The 25,098-nt window shown below is 68.3% G+C and carries 20 protein-coding genes and 1 tRNA gene; 7 read left to right on the top strand and 14 right to left on the bottom strand.

The window, feature by feature from the left end; genetic code table 11:
• Nucleotides 1-64 precede the first annotated feature (64 nt).
• The 9 genes from lnt to ACIQ0W_RS02650 all read right to left on the bottom strand — a co-directional run bounded on the left by lnt (nt 65) and on the right by ACIQ0W_RS02650 (nt 9,989).
• On the bottom strand, nt 65-1,594 hold the full coding sequence (lnt, locus tag ACIQ0W_RS02690) for an apolipoprotein N-acyltransferase (RefSeq protein WP_396641323.1): 1,530 nt from the start codon (nt 1,592-1,594) through the stop codon (nt 65-67).
• A complete protein-coding gene (locus ACIQ0W_RS02685) occupies nt 1,587-4,031 on the bottom strand; it encodes a DEAD/DEAH box helicase (protein ID WP_396641322.1) in 2,445 nt (814 codons plus the stop codon). Before ACIQ0W_RS02685 ends, lnt begins: the two co-directional genes overlap by 8 nt.
• 68 nt (nt 4,032-4,099) lie before the next feature.
• Nucleotides 4,100-4,858, bottom strand: a complete 759-nt coding sequence (gene tatC / locus ACIQ0W_RS02680; RefSeq protein ID WP_396641433.1) for a twin-arginine translocase subunit TatC — start codon at nt 4,856-4,858, stop codon at nt 4,100-4,102.
• Nucleotides 4,859-4,924: 66 nt separating this feature from the next.
• Entirely contained in the window at nt 4,925-5,185 is a 261-nt protein-coding gene (gene tatA / locus ACIQ0W_RS02675) for a Sec-independent protein translocase subunit TatA (protein WP_304688184.1), read from the bottom strand.
• Nucleotides 5,186-5,269: 84 nt separating this feature from the next.
• Complete coding sequence (locus ACIQ0W_RS02670) at nt 5,270-6,217, bottom strand: helix-turn-helix transcriptional regulator (RefSeq protein WP_396641321.1); 948 nt, start codon at nt 6,215-6,217, stop codon at nt 5,270-5,272.
• Nucleotides 6,214-7,197, bottom strand: a complete 984-nt coding sequence (locus ACIQ0W_RS02665) for a helix-turn-helix transcriptional regulator (protein ID WP_396641320.1) — start codon at nt 7,195-7,197, stop codon at nt 6,214-6,216. Before ACIQ0W_RS02665 ends, ACIQ0W_RS02670 begins: the two co-directional genes overlap by 4 nt.
• A gap of 46 nt (nt 7,198-7,243) precedes the next feature.
• A complete protein-coding gene (locus ACIQ0W_RS02660; protein WP_396641319.1) occupies nt 7,244-8,203 on the bottom strand; it encodes an FKBP-type peptidyl-prolyl cis-trans isomerase in 960 nt (319 codons plus the stop codon).
• Nucleotides 8,204-8,208: 5 nt separating this feature from the next.
• Nucleotides 8,209-9,306: a tRNA (adenine-N1)-methyltransferase gene (locus ACIQ0W_RS02655; RefSeq protein WP_396641318.1), complete on the bottom strand. Its 1,098-nt coding sequence runs from the start codon at nt 9,304-9,306 to the stop codon at nt 8,209-8,211.
• Nucleotides 9,303-9,989, bottom strand: a complete 687-nt coding sequence (locus ACIQ0W_RS02650) for an HAD family hydrolase (RefSeq protein ID WP_396641317.1) — start codon at nt 9,987-9,989, stop codon at nt 9,303-9,305. Before ACIQ0W_RS02650 ends, ACIQ0W_RS02655 begins: the two co-directional genes overlap by 4 nt.
• A gap of 136 nt (nt 9,990-10,125) precedes the next feature.
• Here ACIQ0W_RS02650 and ACIQ0W_RS02645 point away from each other — a divergent pair, with 136 nt between their 5' ends.
• Nucleotides 10,126-10,989 (top strand): PAC2 family protein, encoded by an 864-nt coding sequence (locus tag ACIQ0W_RS02645; protein ID WP_396641316.1) that lies wholly within the window; start codon nt 10,126-10,128, stop codon nt 10,987-10,989.
• 127 nt (nt 10,990-11,116) lie between these two features.
• Here ACIQ0W_RS02645 and ACIQ0W_RS02640 read toward each other — a convergent pair whose 3' ends face one another.
• Together ACIQ0W_RS02640 and ACIQ0W_RS02635 are read right to left on the bottom strand one after the other, a co-directional pair.
• On the bottom strand, nt 11,117-11,947 hold the full coding sequence (locus ACIQ0W_RS02640) for an undecaprenyl-diphosphate phosphatase (RefSeq protein ID WP_396641315.1): 831 nt from the start codon (nt 11,945-11,947) through the stop codon (nt 11,117-11,119).
• A gap of 69 nt (nt 11,948-12,016) precedes the next feature.
• Complete coding sequence (locus ACIQ0W_RS02635) at nt 12,017-13,345, bottom strand: M20/M25/M40 family metallo-hydrolase (protein ID WP_396641314.1); 1,329 nt, start codon at nt 13,343-13,345, stop codon at nt 12,017-12,019.
• A gap of 80 nt (nt 13,346-13,425) precedes the next feature.
• Here ACIQ0W_RS02635 and ACIQ0W_RS02630 point away from each other — a divergent pair.
• Nucleotides 13,426-13,511 (top strand) — tRNA-Leu (locus ACIQ0W_RS02630).
• 109 nt (nt 13,512-13,620) lie between these two features.
• The gene (locus tag ACIQ0W_RS02625; protein ID WP_396641313.1) at nt 13,621-15,243 is read left to right on the top strand and encodes a peptide chain release factor 3; all 1,623 of its coding nucleotides are present in this window, start codon (nt 13,621-13,623) and stop codon (nt 15,241-15,243) included.
• Here the strand turns inward: ACIQ0W_RS02625 and ACIQ0W_RS02620 are convergent, their stop codons facing one another.
• Nucleotides 15,244-16,335, bottom strand: a complete 1,092-nt coding sequence (locus ACIQ0W_RS02620) for a VIT1/CCC1 family protein (protein ID WP_304689434.1) — start codon at nt 16,333-16,335, stop codon at nt 15,244-15,246.
• A gap of 144 nt (nt 16,336-16,479) precedes the next feature.
• Nucleotides 16,480-18,312 (bottom strand): DEAD/DEAH box helicase, encoded by a 1,833-nt coding sequence (locus ACIQ0W_RS02615; RefSeq protein WP_396641312.1) that lies wholly within the window; start codon nt 18,310-18,312, stop codon nt 16,480-16,482.
• A gap of 160 nt (nt 18,313-18,472) precedes the next feature.
• Here ACIQ0W_RS02615 and ACIQ0W_RS02610 point away from each other — a divergent pair, with 160 nt between their 5' ends.
• Complete coding sequence (locus ACIQ0W_RS02610) at nt 18,473-19,339, top strand: SGNH/GDSL hydrolase family protein (RefSeq protein ID WP_396641311.1); 867 nt, start codon at nt 18,473-18,475, stop codon at nt 19,337-19,339.
• Between the two features lie 25 nt (nt 19,340-19,364).
• Here the strand turns inward: ACIQ0W_RS02610 and ACIQ0W_RS02605 are convergent, their stop codons facing one another.
• Nucleotides 19,365-20,174 (bottom strand): TrmH family RNA methyltransferase, encoded by an 810-nt coding sequence (locus tag ACIQ0W_RS02605; protein WP_396641310.1) that lies wholly within the window; start codon nt 20,172-20,174, stop codon nt 19,365-19,367.
• A gap of 38 nt (nt 20,175-20,212) precedes the next feature.
• On the opposite strand from ACIQ0W_RS02605, the gene ACIQ0W_RS02600 reads away from it, so the two are divergent.
• The 3 genes from ACIQ0W_RS02600 (at nt 20,213) to pepN (ending at nt 25,075) form a co-directional block, all read left to right on the top strand.
• On the top strand, nt 20,213-20,578 hold the full coding sequence (locus tag ACIQ0W_RS02600; RefSeq protein WP_396641309.1) for an ArsR/SmtB family transcription factor: 366 nt from the start codon (nt 20,213-20,215) through the stop codon (nt 20,576-20,578).
• The gene (locus tag ACIQ0W_RS02595) at nt 20,575-22,203 is read left to right on the top strand and encodes a SulP family inorganic anion transporter (protein ID WP_396641308.1); all 1,629 of its coding nucleotides are present in this window, start codon (nt 20,575-20,577) and stop codon (nt 22,201-22,203) included. Before ACIQ0W_RS02600 ends, ACIQ0W_RS02595 begins: the two co-directional genes overlap by 4 nt.
• A gap of 304 nt (nt 22,204-22,507) precedes the next feature.
• Complete coding sequence (gene pepN, locus ACIQ0W_RS02590; protein WP_396641307.1) at nt 22,508-25,075, top strand: aminopeptidase N; 2,568 nt, start codon at nt 22,508-22,510, stop codon at nt 25,073-25,075.
• Nucleotides 25,076-25,098: the final 23 nt, after the last annotated feature.

Here is a 25,098-nt window from a genome sequence, read left to right as displayed (position 1 = left end):
ACGACGAACGAAGAAGGATCGGATGCCGAGGCATCCGATCCTTCTTCGCGTTCGGGGTGCGACGTCACACCCTGCGGCTGCGCCGTCTGAGGACGAGCCCCAGGAGGGCGAGCGCGAATATGCTCACGGCCGAGATCCCGATCGGCACCACGTCGCCCAGCACCACGGCCGGCGTCAGTCCCGTCCGCAGCGGAACGTCCGTGAGCATGTAGCCGGCCTCGTCCACGGGAAGACTGTCGATCACACGACCGTCAGGCGCGATCACCTGGCTCGTGCCCACGGTCGAGAGGTTGACCACGGCCCGACCGGTTTCGATCGCGCGCATCCGTGCGAATGTCAGCTGCTGCAGATTCTCGTCCGTCCCCCGGAAATCCGCGTTGTTGGTCTGGAACATGTAGACCTGGGCACCCTCGCGTGCTCCGTTCCAGATGACCTCGTCGTAGATGACGTCGAAGCAGATCGCGAGGCCGACACCGACATCATCGACATCGAAGAGCGGCGTGGCACTGCCCGGGGTGTACTCGCGCTGGATCAGGTCGATCAGGTCGGGCGCGAACAGACGGTAGAACCAGCGATCCGGGACGTACTCACCGAAAGGTACAGGGTGCCTCTTGTCATAGCTGGCAACCGCGCCCTCCCCCGCCTCCCACAGCATCGACGTGTTGAAGTACAGTCCGTCCCGTTCCGTGGCGGCGTTCACGATCAACGGCGCATCAACACCCTGGGCGACATTATCCAGCGTCCTCGCGGTGTCCGAATTGTTCAACGGGTCCGAGTCCAAGCCACCCTCAGGCCACAGCAGCACGTCCATCTCTTGGCCATAGAGCGGCCGGGTGGCCGCGAGTTGCGCGCCGAGTACGGCGTTCGCGGGTGCGCGATCGAAATAGCCCGAGGGACCGTTCCCCTGTACGGATCCCACACGCATGGTTCCTGCGTCTGTGGTGGGAAACTGCGGCGCGACGGCGATCAACAGGATGACGACAGCCGCGGGTGCCGCGGTCCGCAGGTCGCGGAACCGTGCGGCGCGCACGTATTCGATCAGCGCTGCACAGAACGCCACCACGAGGAAAGACAATCCCGTGATGCCGACCCAGGACGTCGCCTCCGCAAAGGGTCCGTTCGTCTGGGTGATGCCCACCCGACCCCAGGGATATCCGCCATAGGGCCAGGTCCCCACGACCAGTTCGCGCACGCACCACAAGCCGGCGACGACGGCCGGCAGCGCTATGAGACGCGACCACAGTCCCGGCAGGACTCGGGGCAGCCATCGGTATGCCAACGCGATCAGGATCGTCAACGCGGCCGTGATGGCCGCCTCGAACAACGACAGGGCGAGCCAGGGAACGGGGCCGAGATAGCGTGCCGTGAAGACCTGATTCGAGAGGAAGAAGGGTGCCCCGAAGGAGAATCCCACCAGGACGGCGCCCCACGCGCCCCGTCCGATGATCGCGACGAGCGCGAGCACGACGGCGACGAAGGCTGCGGGCCACCAGGCGACATCGGGGTACGCCAGATCGAGTGAGAACCCGGCAGCGACCGACGCGAGAACGGCGGCCCACAACGGCAGCAGGGGCCGGGTCACGGGCTCAGACACCCGAGTACGCGACGATCCCGCGCCGCACCGCATCGAGCGCGGTCCGTGCCGTGCGCCCCAACTCTCCGTCCGCGACGATCGAGAGCTGATCGAGAAGATCGATCAACTGTTTGCACCACCGCACGAAGTCGCCGGCCGCCATGTCGGCGTCTTCGAGGACACGGTCCAGAGGCATTCCGCGCGCCCAGGCGCGTATCGCACGCGCAAGGCCGGTGGCGAGGGGTTCCGATCCGGGCAGACGGTGCTCCCGCTCGAGGTCATCCAGGTCGGACCAGAGTTCTTCCGTCGCGCTCAGCGCTACGCGGAACTCACCACCGGGGAGTCCGTGCTCGCCAGGACCCGCGGAATCGCGGCGAGGCTCGTACACCAGGCAACTGGCAAGCGCCGCCAGAGAGGGGGCATCCAACCGATCCCACAGCCCACGCCGCAGCGACTCCGCGACGAGAAGGTCGCGCTCGCCGTAGATCCGGCGCATCGTGCGTCCCTCGGCGGTCAGCGTGGTTCCGCCGTCCTCCCCCACGCGCAGATAGTCGAGCGCGGCGAGCACATCGGTGACGCGGTCGAACTGACGCGCGACCGTGCCCGTGCGGGTGTCGATCTCGCGACGGGTCTTGTCCGTCTGACGCTTGAGCTTCCAGTACCGCTCGGCCCAGCGCGCGTGCGCCTCACGATCCGGGCAGGTGTGCGACGGATGCCGCTGCATTCGCGTACGGAGATCGCGGATCTGCGTCTGCCGGCGTTCGCGGGCACCCTTCGAACCGAGAAACTCTCCGCGGTTCTGCTTCTCGAGATCGCTCAGCTCGCGTCGGATGCCTGAATACTCGGCGAAGTCGCCTCGATCGCACGTCATCGACTTCTCGTAGCCGGCGAGCGACTCCTCTTGCTCGCGCACCTGGCGGGCGAGGCCGACCACGGCCCGGTCGGCTTGGAACTGCGCGAACGAGGATTCCAGCAGCTCGCGCGCGCGGGCCCGACCGTATCGGTCGATGAGGTTCACGGCCATGTTGTATGTGGGCCGGAAGCTCGAGTGGAGCGGGTATGTGCGCCGCGAGGCGAGCGCCGCGACCGCCTGCGGGTCGAGCCCCTCGGTCCATTGGATGACCGCATGGCCCTCGACGTCGATCCCACGCCGGCCGGCGCGGCCCGTCAGCTGGGTGTACTCCCCCGACGTGATGGCGACCCGCGCCTCACCGTTGAATTTCTCGAGCTTCTCGAGAACCACGGTGCGCGCGGGCATGTTGATGCCGAGAGCAAGGGTCTCGGTCGCGAACACGGCCCGCACGAGTTTGCGTTGGAAGAGTTCTTCGACGACTTCTTTGAAGGCGGGGAGGATTCCAGCGTGATGCGCCGCGACGCCCCGCTCCAGATTCTCGCGCCACTCCCAGAACCCCAGCACGGCCAGGTCCTCGTCGGGGAGCGAGCGCGTCCGGTCCTCCACGACAGCGCGGATCTCGGCGCGCTCCTCGGGAGTCGTGAGACGGAGGTTGGCGCGTCGGACCTGCGCGACCGCCTGTTCGCACCCGGCTCTGCTGAAGATGAAGAAGATCGCGGGCAGCAGATTGTTGCGGCGCAGCAGTTCGACGACCTCGGGCCGATCCATCCGCTCGATGCGCTGCACATTGCTCGGCCGCACCGGACGTTGGCCTCCTGGGCGTTGACCGCCCTTCTGTGGACGCCCCCGCAACTGCTCGTAGCGACCGGACTGCCGACCGCTGTTCATGCTCTGCGCGCGCCGATTGTTCTCGAAGTTGGGTCCCTTGAACGACCGGATGCGCATCAGCTCTTGGTTGACCTGCGCCGTCGCGATCCCGGCCCGATCGTCGAACAGCGGCAGGAGGTCGCTGCGCACGAGCACGTGCTGCTCGAGCGGCACAGGCCGGGTCTCGGAAACGATCACCTCGGTATCGCCGCGGACCGTATCGAGCCAGTCGCCGAACTCTTCGGCGTTCGACACCGTGGCCGAAAGCGAGACCAACCGCACCGAGCGGTGCAGGTGGATGATGACTTCCTCCCACACGGCACCACGGAAGCGGTCGGCGAGGTAGTGCACCTCATCCATCACGACGAAGGAGAGATCGCGCAGCGCCGGAGAGTCGGCGTACAGCATGTTGCGCAGCACCTCGGTCGTCATGACGACGACGCGGGCGTTGCCGTTGATATTCGTGTCTCCGGTCAGCAGACCGACCTGGTCGGCGCCGTAGACCTGCTGCAGCTCACGGAACTTCTGGTTCGAGAGCGCCTTCATCGGCGTCGTGTAGAACGCCTTGCCGCGTGCCGACAGCATCGCCAGATGGATGGCGAACTCACCGACGATCGTCTTGCCTGCGCCGGTGGGAGCCGCTACAAGCACGCTGCGTCCCTCTTCGAGGGCCTGGCATCCGGCGATCTGGAACGGGTCGAGGTCGAACGGCTGCGCCGCGGCGAAAGCGGCTGTCACGGGGTGTCGCTGCGCTTCGCGTGCCGCAGCGAAACGTTCGGCCGGCGACGGGACCTCGGCCGAGGGACTCACCCGTCGAGCCCGGGCGTCGGGAGGAGAGGCTGGCGCTTGCTACGACGCCGATCGAAGAGCACCGACAGCCCCGCGGCCGCGAGATACAGGATGATCATCATCCCGGCCAGAAGCAGCATGGAGGCGATGTCTGCCGCCGGCGTCGCCAGCGCGGCGAATGTCGTCGCGATGAGCACCGCCACCCGCCACCCCTTCAGGATGGCGATCCCGCTCATGATCCCGGCGAGGTTGAGCGCCACGAGGAACACCGGCAAGACGAAAGCGACGCCGATCACGAGCAGGAACTTGAAAACGAAGTCGTAGTAGATGTCGTACTTGTAGAACTGAGCCATGCCCGTCGGGACGAAGCTCGCCATGAGCTCGATGACGTGGGGCAGCAGGAAGAAACCGAGCGTGCACCCCGCGAAGAAGAGAGGGATGGCCGCTCCGAGGAACGACCAGGTGTACCGGACCTCCTTGCGGGTGAGACCGGGCATGATGAACGCCCAGACCTGCCACAGCCAGACGGGAGCCGAGATCAACAGGCCGATAGCGAACGAGATCCGCAGACGCAGGTCGAACCCGCCGGTCACGGTGTCGAAGTTCAGCTGGACGTAGGTCCGCCCCTCTTCTTCCGCGATCTGCCTGATCGGGACCGTCAGCAGATCGATGATCGGCCCGGTGATGAAGAAGGCGACGACCATGCCGACCACGAGCGCGAGCGCAGCGATCATCAACCGCTTGCGCAACTCCACGAGGTGCGCGGCGAGAGACATCCGCTTATCGCGGCGCGGTTCGTCCTCCGAGACGGTCGCGCCCGCGTCGGTCGTGACCACGCTCGACTACGGCTTGGCTTCGGGGCTTCCCGCCGGCGGGGGCGGCGTGAGCCCCGTAGCCGACGGCGGATAGGGAGCGGCGGTCTGGTCTGCCTTCGCGCTCTCGGAAGCCGCGTCCTCTTCCTTCATGGCCTTCATCTCGCCCCGGAACACCCGGGCGGACTGGCCCATGCTGCGAGCCAGCGCGGGAAGCTTGGCGGCACCGAAAAGAAGAAGGATCACGGCGAGGAGGATCAGCAGGTGCCATCCAGTCAGGTTTCCTAGCATGTGCTCTCTCCGTCGTATCGCCAGAACGTGCGCAGATTTCAGTCTACCCCGGGTGTGCGGGGGCAGTCCTGAAGGCGCGACGACCTACCGGTACTGAGCAAGCCCCGCACGTGCCCACTCCACAGCGGCGATGCGCGCTTCGTCCGGGGCGACGATCTCGACCTCTCCCCCTCGGCGCGTGGCCAGGCGCTTCAGCTGTGTGGGATCGGCGACCCGGAGCACCGCGCTCGACCGCGCTCCTTCGGCCTTCACCACCGCGTGGTCTAGGAACTGCCCGAGAAGTGGAGCGACATGAGAGCTGAAAAGGATGGTGGCCTCGAGGGGGCCGTCTGCCGTGCCGAAGATGCTCGCCTCGGGATCATCGTGGGCGCCCGCTGGGATGTCGGTGACCACGACGTCGCTGACGCGATCGAGATGGAACGTCCGCATGTCGCGGCGCATGTGGCACCAGCCGCGCAGGTACCACTGGTCGTCCTTGACCATGATCTTGACCGGGTCGACCGTGCGGGTGGTGGGCGAGGCATCCGGCTTCTGATGCGTGAACGACACCGCGAACCCGCGGTCCAGCGCGTCCATGACAGCCGATCGCACCTCGTCCGCCGGATGTGCCGCAACCGTCAACTCGGCGGGCGCTGTGCTCGCGCCGCGCGAGAGCTTCGCGATGAGCCCCGGCACGACACCCTGCGCGGCGACACCCGGTGCTGCACCCGCGAGCTGCAGCCCCGCCAGAAGCGCTGCAGCTTCGCGCGCCGTGAGCCGTGGCGCCCGTTCGAAGGCGACGGTGTTGAGCAGCTGCAGCTCGTCATGCTCGTCGAGCAAATCCCAGTCGATGTCGAACAGCTCGTTGTGCATGCCGTCGGGTAGGCCGATCACGACCAACCCTTCGGCCAAACGTCGCAAGACGTCGGGCGCGACATCGAGCTCGCGCGCGGCCTCGGTGACCGAGACGGGCCCGCGTTCCACCAGATAAGGCACGAGATTCATCACGATCGCGACGCGGTCGATCGCGAGAAGCGGCTTGTCGGCACTCATGCGCTCACCCCGTGCGCTTCGAGGGTCCGCTGCAACCGCGCGATGACCTCGCGCCGCAGCTCCGGCGGGGATTCGACGCGCACCTCGGGACCATAGGAGGCGAGCTCATCGGCGAGAACGTGGATATCGACGAACCGGACATGCAGGATGTCCCCGTCACGCGTACCTCGCCGACGCAGGCGCACCGCGGCCTCGGTCGAATCCTGTACGCGCAACTCGGCAGAATTCTGCGCCGACACACTCTCGAGCCCCACACGAGCGCGCTCCCCTGCACCCACGCGCACCTCGGGATCGAACCCCTCTTTCGTCAGGACGACATCACCGACGATTCGCGAGAGCAGGAAGGTGCGCGTCTGCCCGAGATCGCGGTCGAGCCCGTGCACGTGCCAGCGGCCCTCGAATTCGATCAGCGCGTGCGGTTCGACCGTTCGCACACGCGGGACGTCGTCGCCCGGCTTGACGTAGGTGAACCGCACGACGCGCGCCTGGTCGTTGGCCTGACGCAGCGGGGCGAAGGCGGGGTCGCGAGCCGAGATCCGCGGGGCGAAGCCGATGATGGGCTCGTCGACGTCGATTCCGAGCGCACGGATCTTCCGGAGAGCGGCGCTCGCGTCCGCCGACATCGAGCTCTCGCCCCACACCGCCGCGGCAAGGTTCAGGACAGCCACCTCCGCGGGCGTGAACGTGATGTCCTCGGGCAGCAGGTACTCGGCCTTGGGAATCACGTACCGCGCCTCGCGCATGTCGTCCGGGTCGGCGTGGTCCCCCACCGTGTGGATCGGTACTCCCAGGTCGCGGAGAGCATCCTTGTCGCGCTCGAACATCTTCTCGAGCGCATCAGAGCTGCGACCCTCCGCGCGCGCCTCACGATAGCCCGAGACGGACGAGAGGATCTGCTCCTTCGTCAGCCCGTACCGGTGTGCCATGAGCGCGACGGTCAGACTGAGCAGTCGCTCCTCGGGCGCTATCTTCTCCGGCACGGACCCATCCTAGGCGCGGGCACGGAACCCCAGACGGGGCGCGGGATCACTCCGGCAGTTCGTCGAGCCCCAGGATGTCCACCACGAACACGAGCGTCGAGTCTGCCGGCACCGCACCGTTCGCCTGATCGCCGTAGCCGAGCTCGGGCGGGACGACGATGAGCACCTGCGAACCCACCGTCTGGCCGCGAAGACCCTCCGCGAACCCCTCGACGACCTGATCGAGCGAGAACGAAACGGGCGTCTTGCCCCACGACGAGTCGAATTCGGACTTGTCGTCCCAGAGCACACCGGTATACGCGACACGAACGGGCACATCTCCGGTCACCTCGGCGCCGGTGCCCTTCTTCAGGACCTCGATCTTCAGATCCGTCGGCGGGGCGCTGTCGGGGACGATGATCCCCGGACGTCCATCGGGTGCGCGAACGACGCTCGGCAGGCCGTTCTCGGTCACGAACTGATCGTCACCGTCCGCCTTCGGCAGATAGACCTTCTGCAGGTCGACGGACAGGATCGCCGTGCCGTCCTCGGTCAGGCCCAGGCTCGCCGCGGACTCGGCCGGCAACGAAGCGCTCGGCATCAGCGTCAAGACGCGGCTTCCCTCACGGGCACAGACGAGGGAATCCTCGAGCCCCGGAAACGTCGTCGTCCATTCCGACAGCGGGCGCGCCTGCGCCGCGTCGCCGTCGAAGAGGGTCGCGCCGAGGCGTTCCCCGGTCGACCCGTCGAAGAGCACGATGTCTGCGAGCACGAGCTGATCAGACGTCGAGATGGCGAGTCCGTCACCCTCGATGGGATCCGTCCAGACCGTCTCGTCCGTGATCACGGGGGTATACGCGTCCAGTTCGGGCTCGGAGCCGAAGGCGCCCGTCACGGTCGCCGGGAGCTCGGTCCCAGGAGAGGCGGGCCGGACACACGACGTGTCCGTCGTGTCAGCCGACGAGCACCCGACGAGTCCGACGCCGACGAGACCGACCGCGACCGCGGCTACGAGGAATTTACGCACGGGCATCAGTCTACGGTCGGCGCTTCGGCGTCACTGTCAGGCGCAGTGCCCGGGCCAGCGTCAGAGTCAACGTCCGAGCCATCGTCTGCAGCGGTGTCGGCAGTCCCGTCGCCGATCCGCCGAGCGTCGGCGGCACGCTGCGCTTCGCGCACCCGCTTGCGCAGGTTCTTGTCGGTGATATCGCGGTCGCCCACGGCACCCGGTGTCCACAGCTCCACGTCTTCGTCGCCGTAGCTCGACTTCGAGGCGCGGCGTTTCTGCTCAGGCGCGATCGCTCCGGGAGCGAGACGGCGAGCCGAGATCAAGAAGCCCGTGTGCGCGACCATCCGATGGTCGGGCCGGACCGCAAGGCCCTCCACGTGCCATCCGCGCACCATGGTCTCGGATGACTCGGGTTCGGTGAACAGCGCCGTGCCGCGCAAGAACTCGGCGACACGCGAGAGCTGCGTCGCCGTGGCGACGTAGCAGATCACGACGCCGCCGGGTCGAAGCGCCTCGGCAACCACACCGATGCACTCCCAGGGGGCCAGCATGTCGAGCACGACGCGATCGACACTCGCGGGCTCGGTCGCCGCGGGCATCTCCTCGGCGAGATCGCCGACGACGACCTGCCAGGTCGGCGGCTCCTCGCCGAGGAAGGTCTGGACGTTCGCCCGGGCAACCTCCGCGAAGTCCGCGCGACGCTCGAACGAGACCAGCTGCCCGGCCGGGCCGATCGCCCGCAGCAACCACAGCGACAGCGCGCCCGAGCCCACCCCCGCCTCGACGACCGTCGCGCCCGGGAAGACGTCCGCCTGCGCGAGGATCTGCGCCGCATCCTTCGGGTAGACGATCGCGGCACCGCGCGGCATCGACATCACGAAATCGCGCAGGAGCGGACGGAGCGCGAGGTACTCGTGACCCGCACTGTTCTCCACGACCGAACCATCCGGCAGCCCGATGAGCGCTTCGTGACGCAGAACGCCGTGGTGCGTGTGCAACTCGCCGCCGGCACGCAGGGTGATGGTGTGCAGGCGACCTTTGGGACCGGTCAGCTGTACCCGATCACCCGCGCCGAATGGCCCGGACGTGCGCGGACCCTCGTGCTGCTCGGCGCCGGTCATGCGACGTGCCCGGCGTGCAGGCCGCGTTCGGCATGCATACGTGCGACATCCGCGACGCCCACTCCGGCCAGTGTCTCGATGATGACCGAGGTGCCGGTACCCGCCAGCGAGACGAGATTCGGCACGCCGATGACGGTGCAGCCCGCCGCGACCGCCGAGCGCACCCCGTTCGGGGAGTCCTCGATGGCGACCGTGTCGCTGATCTCGACACCGAGCAGTTCCGCAGCCTTGAGGTAGGGGTCGGGGAACGGCTTGGGCCGTTCGACGTCGTCTCCGGCGACGATCAGGTCGAAGGCGTCGAAATCGAGCAGATCCACGATCGACGTCGCCATCCGGCGCATCGACATCGTCACGAGGGCCGTCGGGATACCCGCCTCGCGCAGACCCATCAGCAATTCGCGCGCTCCCGGGCGGAACGGCACGCCGCCGCTCGCGAGCGAGGCCAGCACATCGTCTGTCAGGCGATCGATGATCTCGGGAACACTCATCCGCACGCCGGCGGCCTGAAAAATGCGGGCCGAGTCTTCGAGTCCGAGACCGACGAGCTGCAAAGCCTGTTCGTGTGACCACGTCCCTCCGAAGCTCTCCACGAGCGGGGTCTCGGCCGCCATCCAGTGGGGTTCTGTGTCAACGAGGGTTCCGTCCATGTCCCACAGGACAGCACGCGGATGGGGATGGGTCACCCGCCCTATGCTACCGAGCGCCTCGCGCCGAGCCTGGACCGTGCCCGAGCGTGAGCGCCTATCCTGGAGTGATTCCGCGCGACGACATCCGTCATCACGTGGACCGCACGCCCAGGAGGCGCGGGGAGGAGGCGCGGTGGAAGGTCTCGGACGCAGAGTGCTCGTCGTCGCATTCGATGGGTGGAACGACGCGGGCGAAGCAGCCTCGGCTGCCCTCGGGGTGCTGCGTGGCGCGGGAGAATTCGAACCCGTCCACTCGGTCGATCCGGAGCTCTACTTCGACTACCAATACACGCGCCCATCGGTGGCCATGGATGCCGAAGGGCGTCGCTCGCTGCGCTGGCCCGAGGCGACCATCCTTCGTCCCGCGCAACGCACCCGTGGCACGCAGCTCTGGCTGCTCACGGGAGTCGAGCCGGCGCGGGCCTGGCAGGCGTTCGCCGCCGAGCTCGTCGACGTCGCCCTCCGCGAGGACATCACGGGCATCGTCGGCCTGGGGTCGATGATGTCCGACGTCCCGCACACGCGCCCCATCTCGGTTTTCGCGGGTACCGAGAACGAGCGCATCCGAGAGAGCCTCGGCCTCGAGCGCAGCACGTACGAGGGGCCCGTCGGCATTCTGTCCGTCCTCTCGGCCGCGGCGGAAGAGGCCGGGATCCCCGCCGTCGGACTCTGGGCGAGCGTGCCGCACTACGTCGCAGGACATACGCCCTCGCCGAAGGCGACCCTCGCGCTGCTGGACCGCCTCGAGGATGTCGCGGGCGCACCTATTGAGCGGGGCGATCTGCCGACCCAGGCGGCGACGTGGGAGGCATCCATCGACGCCGCTGCCGCCGACGACGAAGAGATGACGGAGTACATCCGCCAACTCGAGCGCACCCGCGACACATGGGACTCGCCCGAGGCATCCGGCGACGCCATCGCTCAGGAGTTCGAGCGCTACCTGCGCCGGGGCGGCGACGGGCCGTCCAAGCCCGGCCGCGACGATCCGCGCCGCTGACGCTCGCCGCTAACGCGCCCGCCGATCACTCACCGTCTCGTCGTGCCACTCGCGAACGGACGCGACCCGCCGTACGGCCCGTGTTCTCGCGGCGTGTTGCGTCCGTTCGCGGATGAATGGGCGCGGGTCAGTACGGCTGTAGCACGCCCATCGACAGCAGAACGATCAGGGCGCCGCCGAGCAGCAGGCGATAGATCACGAACGGCAGGAAGCTGCCGCGCTTGAGGTACCGCATGAGGAACGCGATGACCGCGAGGCCCACGATGAACGCGACGATCGTCGCGGCGACCGTGTCGAACAGGCTGTAGGGGCCACTCGGGCCCTCGAAGCTCTGCACGAGCTCGTAGAACCCGGACCCGAACACGGCGGGCACGGCGAGCAGGAAGGCGTACTCGGCAGCCGCGGGACGGGTGTAGCCGAGCGTCAGACCCATCGTCGTCGTCGCGCCCGAGCGCGATACGCCCGGAATGAGCGCGAGCGCCTGAGCGAATCCGAGCGCCAGACCGTGCGGGTAGGTGAGGTCCTTCAGCTCGCGCGTGCGGCGACCCCAGTAATCCGCGGCACCGAGCAGCAGGCCGAACACGATCAGCACGATCGCGACGAGCCAGAGGTTTCGGAACGTGCCGCGGATCGTGTCCTGGAACAGGTATCCGAGAACCGCGATCGGCACGGAGCCGATGATGATGAGCCAACCCATCCGCACGTCAGGGTCGCTGCGGGGTACCTTGCCCGCCAGCGAGTGCGCCCAGCGCGAGATGATGCGGACGATCGTGCCCCAGAAGTACACGAGCACCGCGGCCTCGGTGCCGATCTGCGTGATGGCGGTGAAGGTCGCCCCGGGGTCGGTCGCCGACGGCAGGAACTCGCCGAGGATGCGCAGGTGCGCGCTCGACGAGATGGGCAGGAACTCGGTGAGTCCCTGCACGATGCCGAGGATGAGGGCTTCGATGAACTGCATGGGCCACTTTCGGTGCGAGGTGTTGAGGGCAGGAGCGGATGAGCGGCCAAAGACCGGATCATCCGTAAGTCAGTATCGGCGAAGCAGATCGGTGAGCACGCGCTGACCGAACTCGAGCGACTCGATCGGCACGCGTTCGTCGATGCCGTGGAACATACCCGTGAAGTCCAGGTCGGCGGGGAGGCGCAACGGCGCGAAGCCGAAACCCGCGATGCCGAGAGCCGCCAGCGCCTTGTTATCGGTGCCGCCGCCCATCAGATACGGGATGACGGGCACACCCGGATCGTGCTCGCCGAGCACCGCGACCATCTCGTCGACCAGCGATCCGGCGAAAGGCACCTCGAGGCCGATGTCGGCGTGCACGATCTCGATCTCGACGTCGTCACCGATGATGTGCCGGATGTCGGCGAGTGCCGCCTCTTCGGTGCCCGGCAGAACCCGCACGTCGATCAGCGCTTCGGCGTGATCGGGAATCACGTTGTGCTTGTAGCCCGCGGTGAGCCCCGTCGGGTTGGTGGTCGTACGGAAGGTCGAACGCAAGAATCCCTCAGCCGGTCCCGCGTGCGCCGCGAGCGCGTCCGGGTCGCCCGTGCCTGTTCCCGTGAGGGCGGCGAGGCCCTCGAGCAACTGGGTCGTCGTCGCGGTGAGGCGCACGGGCCATTGCGTACGACCGAGGGCAGCGACGGCCTCGGCCAGGCGGGTCACGGCGTTGTCGGGGTGCAGACGGGAACCGTGACCGGCACGGCCCCGAGCGATCAGGCGGATCCAGATCAGGGCCTTCTCACCGACCTGCAGCAGATACGCCCGGCGGTCGTCGACCGAGATGGAGTAGCCCCCGACCTCGCTGATCGCCTCGGTCGCCCCCGCGAACCATTCGGGACGCTGGGCGACGACGAGTTGGGAACCCTCTACACCGCCGTTCTCTTCGTCGGCGAAGAATGTGACTATCACGTCTCGTTCGGGCTGCTCCCCGGCGCGCAGAAGATCGGCGATCGAGACAAGGATCATGGCATCCATGTCCTTCATGTCGACCGCTCCCCTGCCCCAGAGCATTCCGTCGCGCACTTCACCGGCGAACGGATCGACGCTCCAGCCCTCCGCCGGGGCGGGCACGACATCGAGGTGCCCGTGCAGGATCAGAGCGGGCTGGGACGCATCGCGGCCCGGGATCCGGGCGTGGACGTTGGTGCGTTTCGGAATGGGCTCGAAGTAGTCGACCGCCAGCCCGAGGGCTTCCAGGTAGGCGCCGACGTACTCCGCAGCCTCGCGCTCGCCGATCGCCTTGCCGCCACCCCAGTTGGAGGTGTCGAAGCGGATCAGGTCACGCGCGATCCGAGCGACTTCGGGCAGATTCTGCCCGGAGAGGGACGACGATGAGGACGCATCAGCTCCGGGCATGCCGACCACGCTACCGGGGTCGGGGTAGTCGGCCGAGTCGTGATAGTCTCGATCCTCGGTTGCGAAAGCAGCTCACCCATGCGCGGGTGGCGGAATAGGTAGACGCGCTAGCTTGAGGTGCTAGTGCCCTTTAACGGGCGTGGGGGTTCAAGTCCCCCCTCGCGCACAGCGGTAAAGAAGGCCCCGGATCTGGGATTTCAGATCCGGGGCCTTCTTCATTGAACGCCCGCTCGCGGAGCGCGGTACCGCCCCAGTCGCCTAAAATCGAGAGCATCGTGACATCTGAAGAAAAGACCGGACCTGCCGACCATCGCCCGGCGGACCCCCGCGTGGTCGACGAGGCGAAGCGGCGACGGACGATCGCGATCATCTCCCACCCCGACGCGGGTAAGTCGACACTGACCGAGTCGCTGCTCCTCAACGCGCACGCCGTCTCCGAGGCCGGCGCCGTGCACGGCAAGTCGACGCGACGCTCGACCGTCTCCGACTGGATGGAGATGGAGAAAGCGCGCGGGATCTCGATCAGCTCCGCCGCGATCCAGTTCATCGTCGAGGACGTCGTCGTGACCGTCGTGGACACGCCGGGTCACGCGGACTTCTCGGAAGACACCTACCGCGTACTCTCCGCCGTCGACACGGCCGTGATGCTGATCGACGCGTCGAAGGGTATGGAGGCCCAGACACTCCGGCTCTTCGAGGTGTGTCGGAACCGAGGCATCCCGATCATCGTCATGATCAACAAGTGGGACCGCCCCGGCCGCGATCCCCTCGACCTGCTCGATGAACTGCAGCGCGTCACGTCCCGCCAGCCGATGCCGCTCAACTGGCCCGTCGGCGAGGCGGGGAGGTTCCTCGGGCTACGGGATGTCACGTCCGGCGAACTTCTCACGTTCGAGCACGTCGACGGCAACGCGCACCTTCCGCAGATCCAGCTGCATCCCGCGACGGACGCGGCCGGGATGCTCGGGGATGACTGGCAGACCGCCGTCGAAGAAGCCCAGTTGGTCGAACTCGACGGCGGAGAGTTCCGCGCCCAGGCCTTCGCGGATCTGACCGGTATGCCCGTGTTCTTCGGTGCCGCCGTCCGCAACGTCGGCGTCGAGCAGTTGCTGCGTTTCGTCTGCCGCGCCGCACCCTCGGCAACGCCGCGGGTCACCGTGAACGGGACGCCCCGTCCCGTTCACGCGCCCTTCTCGGCACAGATCTTCAAGGTTCAGGCCAACATGGACCCCGCGCACCGAGATCGGGTCGCGTTCATGCGCATCTGTTCGGGCATCTTCACGCGTGGGATGTCCGTGGTGCACGCGCAGACGGGACGCCCCTTCGCGACGAAGTACGCCCTGCAGATGTTCGGTCGCGAACGCGACACCGTCGACACCGCGTGGCCCGGCGACATCGTCGGCCTCGTCAACGCCACGCACCTGCGACCCGGCGACACGCTCTACTCGGAGGACCGGGTCGAGTTCGAGGGCATCCCCTCGTTCACCCCCGAGCTCTTCGCGCTCGCCTCCCCCGTCGATGTCAGCACCGCGAAGAAGTTCCGGAAGGGCATCACGGCGCTCACCGAAGAGGGGGTCGTTCAGCTCCTCGACTCCGAGAAGCGCGGGCCCCAGAACCCCGTGCTCGGTGCGGTCGGTGCGATGCAGTTCGAGGTGCTGTCGGGGCGGATGGCGTCGGAGTTCGGGGTCGAGATACGGCTGACCGACCTGCCCTACACCGTCGCCCGGCTCGTCGACGCCGATACGGCTGCCGCGCTCGCGTCCCGCCGCGACTCGGAGATCGTGATGCGGAAGGCGCAGCGTCTTGCCCTGTTCCGCACCGAGTGGCAGTTGCGCTCGCTGGAGAAGGACATCCCGGGGCTCGCGCTCGACGCCGACCGAGTCGTCGTCGGGCGGTAATCAGCCCATCGACACGCCGAAGACCAGGCCGAGCACGTAGGTCACCGCGGCAGCGCCGAACCCGATCGCGAGCTGCCGGAGCGCGCGTCGGAGCGGGGGTCCACCCGAGAGCAGCCCCACCATCGCCCCGGTCGCGAGCAGCGCGACACCCACGAGAGCCAGCGCCAGCGCGATCGCGGCGACACCCGACAGTCCGAAGATCCACGGCAGCACGGGGATGATCGCGCCCGAGGCGAAGAACAGGAAGCTCGAGCCCGCAGCGGCCCACGCGCCGCCGACCACATCATGCTCGCCCGCGGCCTCCCGGGGCACCGTGAACGGTACTGAGCGGTCGGCCGCGCGCGCCGCCTCGACCGTTAGGCGCGCACGATCCATGGCGTCGTCGATCGCCATCCCCCGCGTGCGGTACACGAGCGCAAGCTCGTTGGCGTCGAGGTCGAGGTCTGGCAGCACATGATCCGCGTATCCGTTGGGTTCGGTCGCCGCGAGCAGTTCACGCTGCGACCGCACGGACACGAACTCCCCCGCGCCCATCGAGAGCGCGCCGGCGAGGAGTCCCGCGATGCCGCTGAAGAGCACGAATTGCGGCGCCGCACCCGTCGCCCCGATACCCATGACCAGGGCGAGGTTGCTGACCAGGCCGTCGTTCGCACCGAACACCGCGGCGCGGAACGTTCCGGACAACCGTCGCCGCCCCCGAGCCGCGAGCCCTCGCACGACCTCGTGATGGATCTTCTCGTCGGCACGCATCGCGGGTGTCGCGGCCGCATCGCTGTCGTAGGGCGACCGACCCTCCGCGTTCTGTGCGAGGGCGAGCACGAAGATGGATCCGAAGCGCCGGGCCATCCATCCGAGCACGCGCGTTTCGAGATCGGCCTTCGGGAGGCGGGCGGGTTCGCCGCCGAGCAGCTCGAGCCAATGCGCCTCGTGCCGCCCCTCGGCCTCCGCGAGCGCGAGCAGGATGTCGCGCTCTTCGCCCTCGCGCCGCGCTGCGAGGTGCCGATAAACGCTCGCTTCCGCACGTTCGTTGACGAGGTACCGGATCCATCGCCGCCTGTCGGCAGCGGTCGGTGTCGGCGCGGGCTCGCTCATAGGGCCTCCAGGACGGCGGGGACGGTGGAGTAGTCGGGGGTGGGGAACCCGTCCACGCTATCCACAGCGCACTGCCCGCGGCCGTCGTTTGCCGCTATTGCCAGCATTTCGGGCCTCCGAAGCGCACCCGGTACGCGTCCGCGATCAGGAGTGGACGCGACGGCGGAGCACTTCGATGCGCGCCTGCAGCTGAGACACCGTCGCATGCGAGACGGCGGGGCCACCGCAGATGCGCCGGAGCTCGGCGTGCACGAGTCCGTGCGGTTCGCCCGCCTGCCGGGAATAAAGTCCGACCAGGCTGTTCAGCAGTTGGCGCTGCTCCCGCAGGGTCCGGTGCAGGGCGGGCGGTGGAGCATCCGCCGCCCGCTCGTCGCCCGAAGCCGCTTCGGCGGCCTCGCGGACGCTCCGGTGTTTGCCCTGCCGGGCCTGGCGCTGCATCAGCAGTTCGTGCACATGCTCGGGCTCGAGCAGACCCGGCAGACCCAGGAACTCCTCCTCCTCCGGGGTGCCGGGGACGGCGAGCTGACCGAACTCGCGCCCGTCGAACATGACGCGGTCGAAGTGGGCGAAGGATCCGAGCGCCTGGTACGTGAACTCCTGCGTGAGGGCGTCCGACGCGGATTCTTCACGCTCGGCCGCGTCCATGGCGTCCTCGTCGAGGGCCCACTCGTCATCGCCGTCGCTGTCACGGTCGAGCGCGTGATCACGCTCCCGCTCGAGTTCGCCGGCCAGCGCGATCAACTGCGGCACGTTCGGCAAGAAGATGCTCGCGGTCTCGCCGCGGCGCCGCGCACGCACGAAACGTCCGATCGCCTGCGCGAAGAACAGGGGCGTCGACGCGGATGTCGCATAGACCCCGACGGCGAGGCGCGGCACATCGACGCCCTCCGACACCATGCGTACGGCCACCAGCCAGCGCGACGTCGAGTTCGCGTACTGCTCGATGCGGGCGGATGCCTCGGCCTCGTCCGACAGCACAACCGTCGGCGTTTCGCCGCTGATGGATTCCAGAATCGCGGCGTAGGCGCGCGCCGCGGTCTGATCGGTCGCGATGATCAGCCCCCCGGCATCCGGGATCTGCTCCCTTACCTCGGTCAGTCGCCGATCGGCGGAGCGCAATACGGCGGGGATCCAGTCACCGTTCGGGTCGAGCGCCGTCCGCCAGGCCTGAGCGGTGATGTCTTTCGTGTTGTCCTGGCCGAGATAGGCCTCCATCTCGTCGCCGGCCCGCGTGCGCCAGCGCATCTTGCCGGCATAGACGAGGAAGATGACGGGCCGGACGACGCCGTCTTCGAGCGCGCGGCGATACCCGTAGTTGTAGTCGGTACGCGAGAGGCGGATGCCCTTCTCGTTCGGCGCGTACTCCACGAACGGGATCGGAGCGGTGTCGCTCCGGAAGGGTGTGCCCGACAGCAGCAGTCTGCGGGTCGCGCGGCCATAGGCCTCACGCAGCGCATCACCCCAGCTCAGCGCGTCGCCACCGTGGTGGACCTCGTCGAGGATGACGAGCGTGCGCGCATCCATGATCAGGCGTTCGTGGACGGATGCCTTGACCGCCACCTGCGCGTAGGTCACGGCGACGCCGTGGTACTGCCTCGACGGCATGGCGTGCCGATTGCTGAAGTTCGGATCGAGCCGCAGCGAGACGCGGGCCGCAGCATCCGCCCACTGCGTCTTCAGATGCTCGGTGGGGGCGACGACGACGATGCGGGAGATGACGCGACGGCGGAGCAGCTCGGTTGCAAGCCGGAGGGCGAAGGTGGTCTTACCGGCACCCGGCGTCGCCGCCGCGAGGAAGTCGCGCGGGCCGTTTCCTACGCCCTCGGGGCCGTCGAGGGCGAAGTAGATGTCCAGGGCCTCGGCCTGCCACGCGCGCAGCGCCTGGGCCGTGCCCCAGGGGGCGCGTTGCGGGTAGGAGGGCGACAGGTGCTCGGCCGCGAAGCTGCCGACGTGCGCGCCGGGTTGCTCGTCGATCACCCTGCACACCCCTCCCGCGTCGGCATCCGCTCGCCCGAACGCACGACTGACCACGATAGACGAACCCGCAGACACCCGGCCTCCGTGCTGCCAACCTGGACGCCCAGCGGTGTCACCTCCGCGCGGTATGGTCGAAAACGATCACGAGCGAGGAGGTCCGATGCCCGCACACGAGCCCGAAGTCTCTCTCACCGCGGATACGGCAGATCAGCCCACGCATCCGTGGCGTCGATTTGTCGCGATCGGCGACTCGTTCACCGAGGGCGTCGGCGACCCGGAGCCGCGACTCGACGGCGGCTACCGAGGGTGGGCGGACCGTGTGGCCGAGGTACTGGGTTCGCAGGTGCCCGACTTCGCCTACGCGAACCTGGCGGTGCGCGGGCGGCTGATCGCGCCGATCATCGCCGAACAGATCGAACCCGCCCTCACCTTGAAACCCGACCTGGTCACGTTGTGTGCAGGGGGAAACGACATCATCCGTCCGGGAGCCGATCCGGACGCCGTCGCCGCACAGTTCGAGGATGCCGTTGCACGGCTTTCGCAGAGCGGCGCGACGATCGTCATCTTCACGGGAATCGATGTCGGCTGGCAGCCGGTTTTCCGCCCCATGCGGGGAAAGATCGCGATCTACAACGAGAACCTGCGCGCTATCGCCGACCGGTACGACTGCGTGGTCGCCGACCAGTGGGGGCTGAAAGAAATCCAGGATGCCCGTTTCTTCGACGCCGATCGCCTCCACCTGAACTCCCTCGGCCATCACGAGGTGGCTCGCATGGTGCTTCGGACGCTCAACGTCTCGAACGACCTCGTCCCCATGCAGCCCGACCGTCTCCCCGCCACGACCTGGCGCACCGCGCGCGTCGGGGACTTCGTCTGGGCCCGCTCGCACCTCGTCCCTTGGGTGCTGCGGCGCCTTCGGCACCAGTCCTCGGGCGATCACGTCACGGCGAAGCGCCCCGAACCGCTCCCGATGCAGATCCTCGCGCCGGGCCGGGACCCCGATTCCGGGCCGGCGAAGACCGTCTAGCCAGCGCGGGCCTCGGTACCGTGGTTTACGAGCGGATGCGCAGGGCCCAGAGGGTGACCGCGCTTGCGGCGGCGACGTTCAGCGAGTCGACTCCGCCGGTCATCGGAATCGTCACGGTCGAGTCGGCGGCGGCGATCGCCTGGCGCGAGAGGCCGTCGCCCTCCGCACCCAGCACGATGGCCACCCGCTCGGGAGGGTTCTCGACGAAGTCATCGAGCGAAACAGCATCCTCAGCGAGGGCGAGCGCCATGATGTGGAAACCGGCCTCGTGCAGGAGCTCGGTGCTCTCGCGCCAGGCCGGCAGGCGCGTCCACGGCACCTGGAAGACCGTTCCCATGCTGACCCGGATGCTGCGTCGGTACAGCGGATCGGCGCACCGCGGCGATACCAGCACGGCGTCTGCCCCCATGCCCGCGGCGGCGCGGAACACGGCCCCGACGTTGGTGTGATCCACCAGGTCTTCCAGCACCACGACCCGGCGCGCGTCGGCGAGGATTTCTTGCACCGAGGGAGTTGCGGGCCGATGCATCGACGCGAGCAGGCCCCGGTGCACGGCATAGCCGGTCACGCTCTCGGCGAGCTCGGCATCCACGACGTACACGGGGGTCGCGTCGTCCTCCCCGAGCAGGTCTTCGACGTCACCGAGCCACTTCTCTTGCGTCAACACCGACCGCGGACGGTGCCCCGCGGCCAGGGCACGGGAGAGGACCTTGGCGGACTCGGCGATGTACAGCCCACCCTCGGGCTCGAGCACCCGCCTGAGGGCGACATCGGTCAGGTCACGGTAGTCCGCCAAACGCGGGTCCGCGGCATCCGTCACCCGCTCAGTTGTCACTCGCCCAACCTACCCTCGCGCGATATGATGGATTCATCATGTCACTAACCCATTCACAGCGTCCGCTCTACGAGGTCAAGGCGGGGCTGTTCAAGGGCCTGTCGCATCCCCTGCGCATCCGGATGCTCGAGCTGCTGGCAGACGGCGACGAACACACGGTCGGCTACCTGCAGACGAGCACCGGGCTCGAGGCATCCCACCTCTCCCAACACCTGTCGGTGCTGCGCCGGCACCGACTGGTCACGTCCGAGCGCCGCGCCAGCAATGTCTACTACCAACTCGCGCGACCGGAAGTGGCCGAGCTCCTCGGCGTCGCACGCCGACTCCTCGCCGCGCTGGTCGCCGAGGACGGTGCGCGTGCTGACGACGTCGCCGAGCTGCCGTCTTTCGGCGCATCCTCATGATCCGCGCGCTGCATGCTCTGCGCGCGCTACTGCCGTCACGTGCCGACTATCGGGAAGTCCCGAACAGCTGGCGCCGCGACCTGCTGGCCGGCGTCACGGTCGGCATAGTCGCGCTTCCGCTGGCTCTCGGGTTCGGTATCTCGTCTGGTGCGGGCGCCGCGGCGGGCCTGATCACGGCGATCGTCGCGGGTGTCATCGCGGCGGTCTTCGGCGGGTCGAACGTGCAGGTATCGGGACCGACCGGCGCGATGGTCGTCGTGCTCGCCCCCATCGTGGCGGCTAACGGCATGGGCGCCGTCGCGATCGTGAGCCTGATGGCCGGGGTCATCGTCGTGATCGCCGGGATCGCTCGGCTCGGCCGTGCGGTGTCGTTCATCCCCTGGCCGGTGATCGAGGGCTTCACCCTCGGAATCGCCGTCATCATCTTCCTGCAGCAGGTGCCGGCGCTGACCGGACCTTCGACGCACGGCGGCTCGCACACGAATGTGGTCCTGGCGGCGTTCGATGCTCTGGCCTCGGCCGACATCGGCTACCTGCTCTGGGCGCTCGGTGCGGTCGTCATCGTCGCGGGCTGCATGCTCCTGCTCCCCCGCCTGCATCCGGCCATCCCCGGCTCACTCGTCGGCGTGATCCTCGTGACGCTGCTGACGCTCGTCGTGTCGGACCCACTCGCCGTGATCGGCGCCCTTCCCGCCGCGCTGCCGGTCCCGAGCCTGCCCGCACTCGACCTCGGTACTCTCTCGGGCCTCTTGCTGCCGGCTCTCACGGTCGCGACCCTCGCAGCGATCGAGTCCCTCCTGTCCGCCCGGGTCGCCGCATCCCTCGCCGACACGGGCCCGTACGACCCTGACCGTGAGCTCTTCGGACAGGGACTCGCCTCGATCGGATCAGGTCTGTTCGGCGGGATGCCCGCCACCGGTGCCATCGCACGGACGGCCGTCAATGTCCGCGCCGGGGCTCGAACGCGCCTCGCCGCGATCGTGCACGCGCTCGTGCTGCTGCTCGTCGTGGTGGCGGTCGCGGGCCCCGTGGGCGCGATCCCGCTCGCCGCGCTCTCGGGCGTCCTCATGGTCACGGCCATCCGGATGGTCCACCTCGCGACGGCTCGCTCGATCCTGCGCTCGACACGAGCGGACGCGGTCGCCTACATCGTGACGGTCTCGGTCGACCTCATCGTCGCGGTCGTCATCGGCATGATCGTCGCGGCGATCTTCGCGCTTCGTGGGCTCGCTCGGGCGACCGGGGTCCAGCGCGAGCCGATCCTCGGCGACCCGGAACGCGGCGACGAGCGGATCGCCATCATCCGTCTCGATGGTCCGCTCTTCTTCGCGGCGGCCGACCGCGTGCTGGCGGAAGTGACCTCCCTCGACGATGTCTCGGTCGTGGTGTTGCGGATGTCTCAGCTCGAACTCGTCGACGCGACCGGAGCCCACGTGCTCGGCGAGATCGTGCAACAACTCGAGCGACGCGGTGTCACGGTCCTGATCAAGGGCGTGCGCGAGGGGCACGTCGAGCTCTTCCGAACCGTCGGTGTGCTCGGTGCGCTCCGGCACCAGAACCACCTCTTCACCGACCTGCCCGCCGCCATCGCCCATGCCCGCAGCCACGTCGTCCGGGAGTCCTGACCTCCGCGCAGCCGCACCTCGGGTTCCGGCGTCCGTGTCGTCTTATGCGGACCATCCCTCCCGCGAACGGACGCGACACGCCGCCTGGTCGCGGCGCGCGCGGCGTGTCGCGCCCGTTCGACGACCCGGGCGGGCTGAGAGGACCCGCCCGGCGCGCCGGCGTGTCGCGCCCGTTCGATGACCCGGGCGGGCTGAGAGGAGCCGCCCGGCGCGCCGTGTCGCACGCGTCAGTAGGCTGGACGGATGCCGCGGGCGCCAGCCGCGCGTGCGGCACCCATCGCCCACGACCCACGGGAGTAACGCTGTGCCTGGAGAGAACCTCACCCGCATCGAGGCGCAGGAGCGCCGCGCCGTCGTCGATCCTTCGACAGGCTCAGGAGCCGGGATTTCGTACGAAGTCACGCTCGACCTCACCCGCGGAGCCGGAATCTTCGGCTCTCGCACGGTCGTCCGGTTCACGGGCACGGAGGGCGCCGACACGTTCATCGACCTGATCGCGCGCGACGTCCGCGAGATCACCCTGAACGGCCGCTCGATCGACCCCGCCACGGCATTCGCCGACTCGCGCATCGCCCTGACGGGTCTCGAGCGCGACAACGAGCTCGTGATCGACGCCGACTGCCTGTACACGAACACGGGTGAGGGGCTGCACCGCTTCGTCGACCCGGTCGACGGCGAGGTCTACCTCTACTCGCAGTTCGAGGTCCCCGACTCGCGCCGGATGTACGCGGTGTTCGAGCAGCCCGACCTCAAGGCCACCTTCCGGTTCACGGTCACGGCGCCCGAGCCATGGGCCGTCGTCTCGAACTCCCCCACCCCCGAGCCGAAGCGGCACGGGGACGGGACGGCCACGTGGTCATTCGAGCCCACCCCCCGCATCTCGTCGTACATCACGGCCCTCATCGCCGGCCCCTACGAGTCGACGTTCTCGCAGCTGACGAGCGCCTCTGGCCGGGTCATCCCGCTCGGGATTTACGGCCGCAAGAGCCTCTGGCAGCACCTCGACACCGACTACGTGTTCGAGAAGACGCGCCAGGGCTTCGCCTACTACGAGGAGAAGTTCGACTTCCCCTACCCGTTCGCCAAGTACGACCAGCTCTTCGTGCCCGAGTTCAACGCCGGCGCCATGGAGAACGCGGGCGCCGTCACCTTCACGGAGACGTACGTCTTCCGCAGCAAGGTGACGGATGCCGTCAAGGAGCGCCGCGTCGTCACGATCCTGCACGAGCTCGCCCACATGTGGTTCGGCGACCTCGTGACGATGAAGTGGTGGAACGACCTCTGGCTGAACGAATCGTTCGCCGAGTGGGCGTCGACGATCGCCACCGCCGAGGCGACCGAGTGGACCGAGGCGTGGACCACGTTCAACGCCATGGAGAAGACCTGGGCCTATCGCCAGGACCAGCTTCCCTCGACGCACCCGGTCGTCGCCGAGATCCGCGACCTCGACGACGTGCAGGTCAACTTCGACGGCATCACGTACGCCAAGGGCGGGTCCGTCCTCAAGCAGCTCGCCGCGTGGGTCGGCATCGAGAAGTTCTTCGCGGGTGTCGCGGCGTACTTCGACAAGCACCAGTGGGGCAACACCGAGGTCGGCGACCTGCTCGTCGAGCTCGAGAAGACGAGCGGCCGCGAACTCGGCTCCTGGGCCAAGCTGTGGCTCGAGACATCCGGTGTCAACACCCTCACCCCGGTGATCGAGGAGGACGCGGAGGGCACGATCACGCGATTCGCGATCACGCAGACCGCCGCGGCCGACTACCCGACGATCCGCCCCCACCGCCTGGGTGTCGGCTTCTACTCGCTCGAGAACGGCGCGCTCACCCGCGTGCACAAGGTCGAGCTCGACGTCGACGGCGAACTCACCGAGGTGCCCGAGCTGGCCGGGATCACGCGCCCCGACCTCGTCCTCCTGAACGACGACGACCTGGCCTACGCCAAGATCCGCCTCGACGAGCGTTCGCTCGGTACCGCGATCGCCCACCTGCGCGACATCGCCGATCCCCTCGCCCGCTCGCTCGTGTGGGGCGCGGCGTGGGATCAGACGCGGGATGCCGAGGCCTCCGCGACCGACTACGTCGATCTCGTCCTGCTCAACATCGGATCCGAGACCGAGTCGACGACCGTGCGGACCACGCTCGCGCAGCTGCAGCTCGCCGCGAACTCGTACGTCGCACCCGGGAAGCGGAAGGCTACCCGCGAGCGGGTTGCGGACGGCCTGTGGGCGCTCGCCGAACAGGCCGAGCCGGGCAGCGACAGCCAGCTGCAGTTCGTGACCGCGTTCGCCACGGCGGCCTCGTCGGCCACGCAGTGGGAGCAGGTGCGGCGCCTGCGTGACGGCGAGACCGTCATGGAGGGACTGTCGATCGACACCGACCTGTCGTGGCAGCTGCTCATCTCCCTCGCCGCGGGTGGTTTCGCCACCGCCGCGCAGATCGACGACGCGCTCGCGCAGGACAACACCTCGAAGGGGGGCGAGCTCGCCGCGCAGGCGAAGGCCGCCCTGCCGAACGTCGAGGCGAAGCTCGCGGCCTGGGACTCGCTCGTCGAGCGCTCCGACCAGCCGAACACGATCGTGCGGTCGACGGCGCTGGGCTTCACGCATCCGGCCGGCGTCGAGCTTCTCGGGGAGTTCGTGAAGCCGTACTTCGAGATGCTGCTGCCCGTCTGGAACGCACGCAGCTACCAGATCGCGCAGTACCTGATCACGGGCCTCTACCCCGCGCCGCTGGCGAATGCCGCGCTGCGCGATGCGACGCTCGCCTGGTTGGACGCGAACGCGGATGCTCCGGCGGCCCTGCGTCGTCTGGTGCTGGAGAACCTGGCCGGCGTCGAGCGCGCCATCGCGGTGCAGGAGCGCGACGCAGCCTGACCCGCAGGACCCACGGCACGGTA

This window comes from Microbacterium sp., assembly GCF_044340635.1.
Lineage (GTDB): Bacteria > Actinomycetota > Actinomycetes > Actinomycetales > Microbacteriaceae > Microbacterium.
Note: the sequence above shows the minus strand (reverse complement) of the source record. Positions and strands in the feature narration are given on the sequence as shown.

Bases quoted from the DNA above. Each gene is read 5' to 3' on its own strand.
- tatA (WP_304688184.1), bottom strand. From the start codon at position 5,185: ATGCTAGGAAACCTGACTGGATGGCACCTGCTGATCCTCCTCGCCGTG.
- ACIQ0W_RS02620 (WP_304689434.1), bottom strand. From the start codon at position 16,335: ATGAGCGAGCCCGCGCCGACACCGACCGCTGCCGACAGGCGGCGATGG.
- ACIQ0W_RS02595 (WP_396641308.1), top strand. From the start codon at position 20,575: ATGATCCGCGCGCTGCATGCTCTGCGCGCGCTACTGCCGTCACGTGCC.
- ACIQ0W_RS02670 (WP_396641321.1), bottom strand. From the start codon at position 6,217: ATGAGTGCCGACAAGCCGCTTCTCGCGATCGACCGCGTCGCGATCGTG.
- ACIQ0W_RS02655 (WP_396641318.1), bottom strand. From the start codon at position 9,306: ATGACCGGCGCCGAGCAGCACGAGGGTCCGCGCACGTCCGGGCCATTC.
- ACIQ0W_RS02610 (WP_396641311.1), top strand. From the start codon at position 18,473: ATGCCCGCACACGAGCCCGAAGTCTCTCTCACCGCGGATACGGCAGAT.
- ACIQ0W_RS02640 (WP_396641315.1), bottom strand. From the start codon at position 11,947: ATGCAGTTCATCGAAGCCCTCATCCTCGGCATCGTGCAGGGACTCACC.
- ACIQ0W_RS02600 (WP_396641309.1), top strand. From the start codon at position 20,213: ATGTCACTAACCCATTCACAGCGTCCGCTCTACGAGGTCAAGGCGGGG.
- ACIQ0W_RS02635 (WP_396641314.1), bottom strand. From the start codon at position 13,345: ATGCCCGGAGCTGATGCGTCCTCATCGTCGTCCCTCTCCGGGCAGAAT.
- tatC (WP_396641433.1), bottom strand. From the start codon at position 4,858: ATGTCTCTCGCCGCGCACCTCGTGGAGTTGCGCAAGCGGTTGATGATC.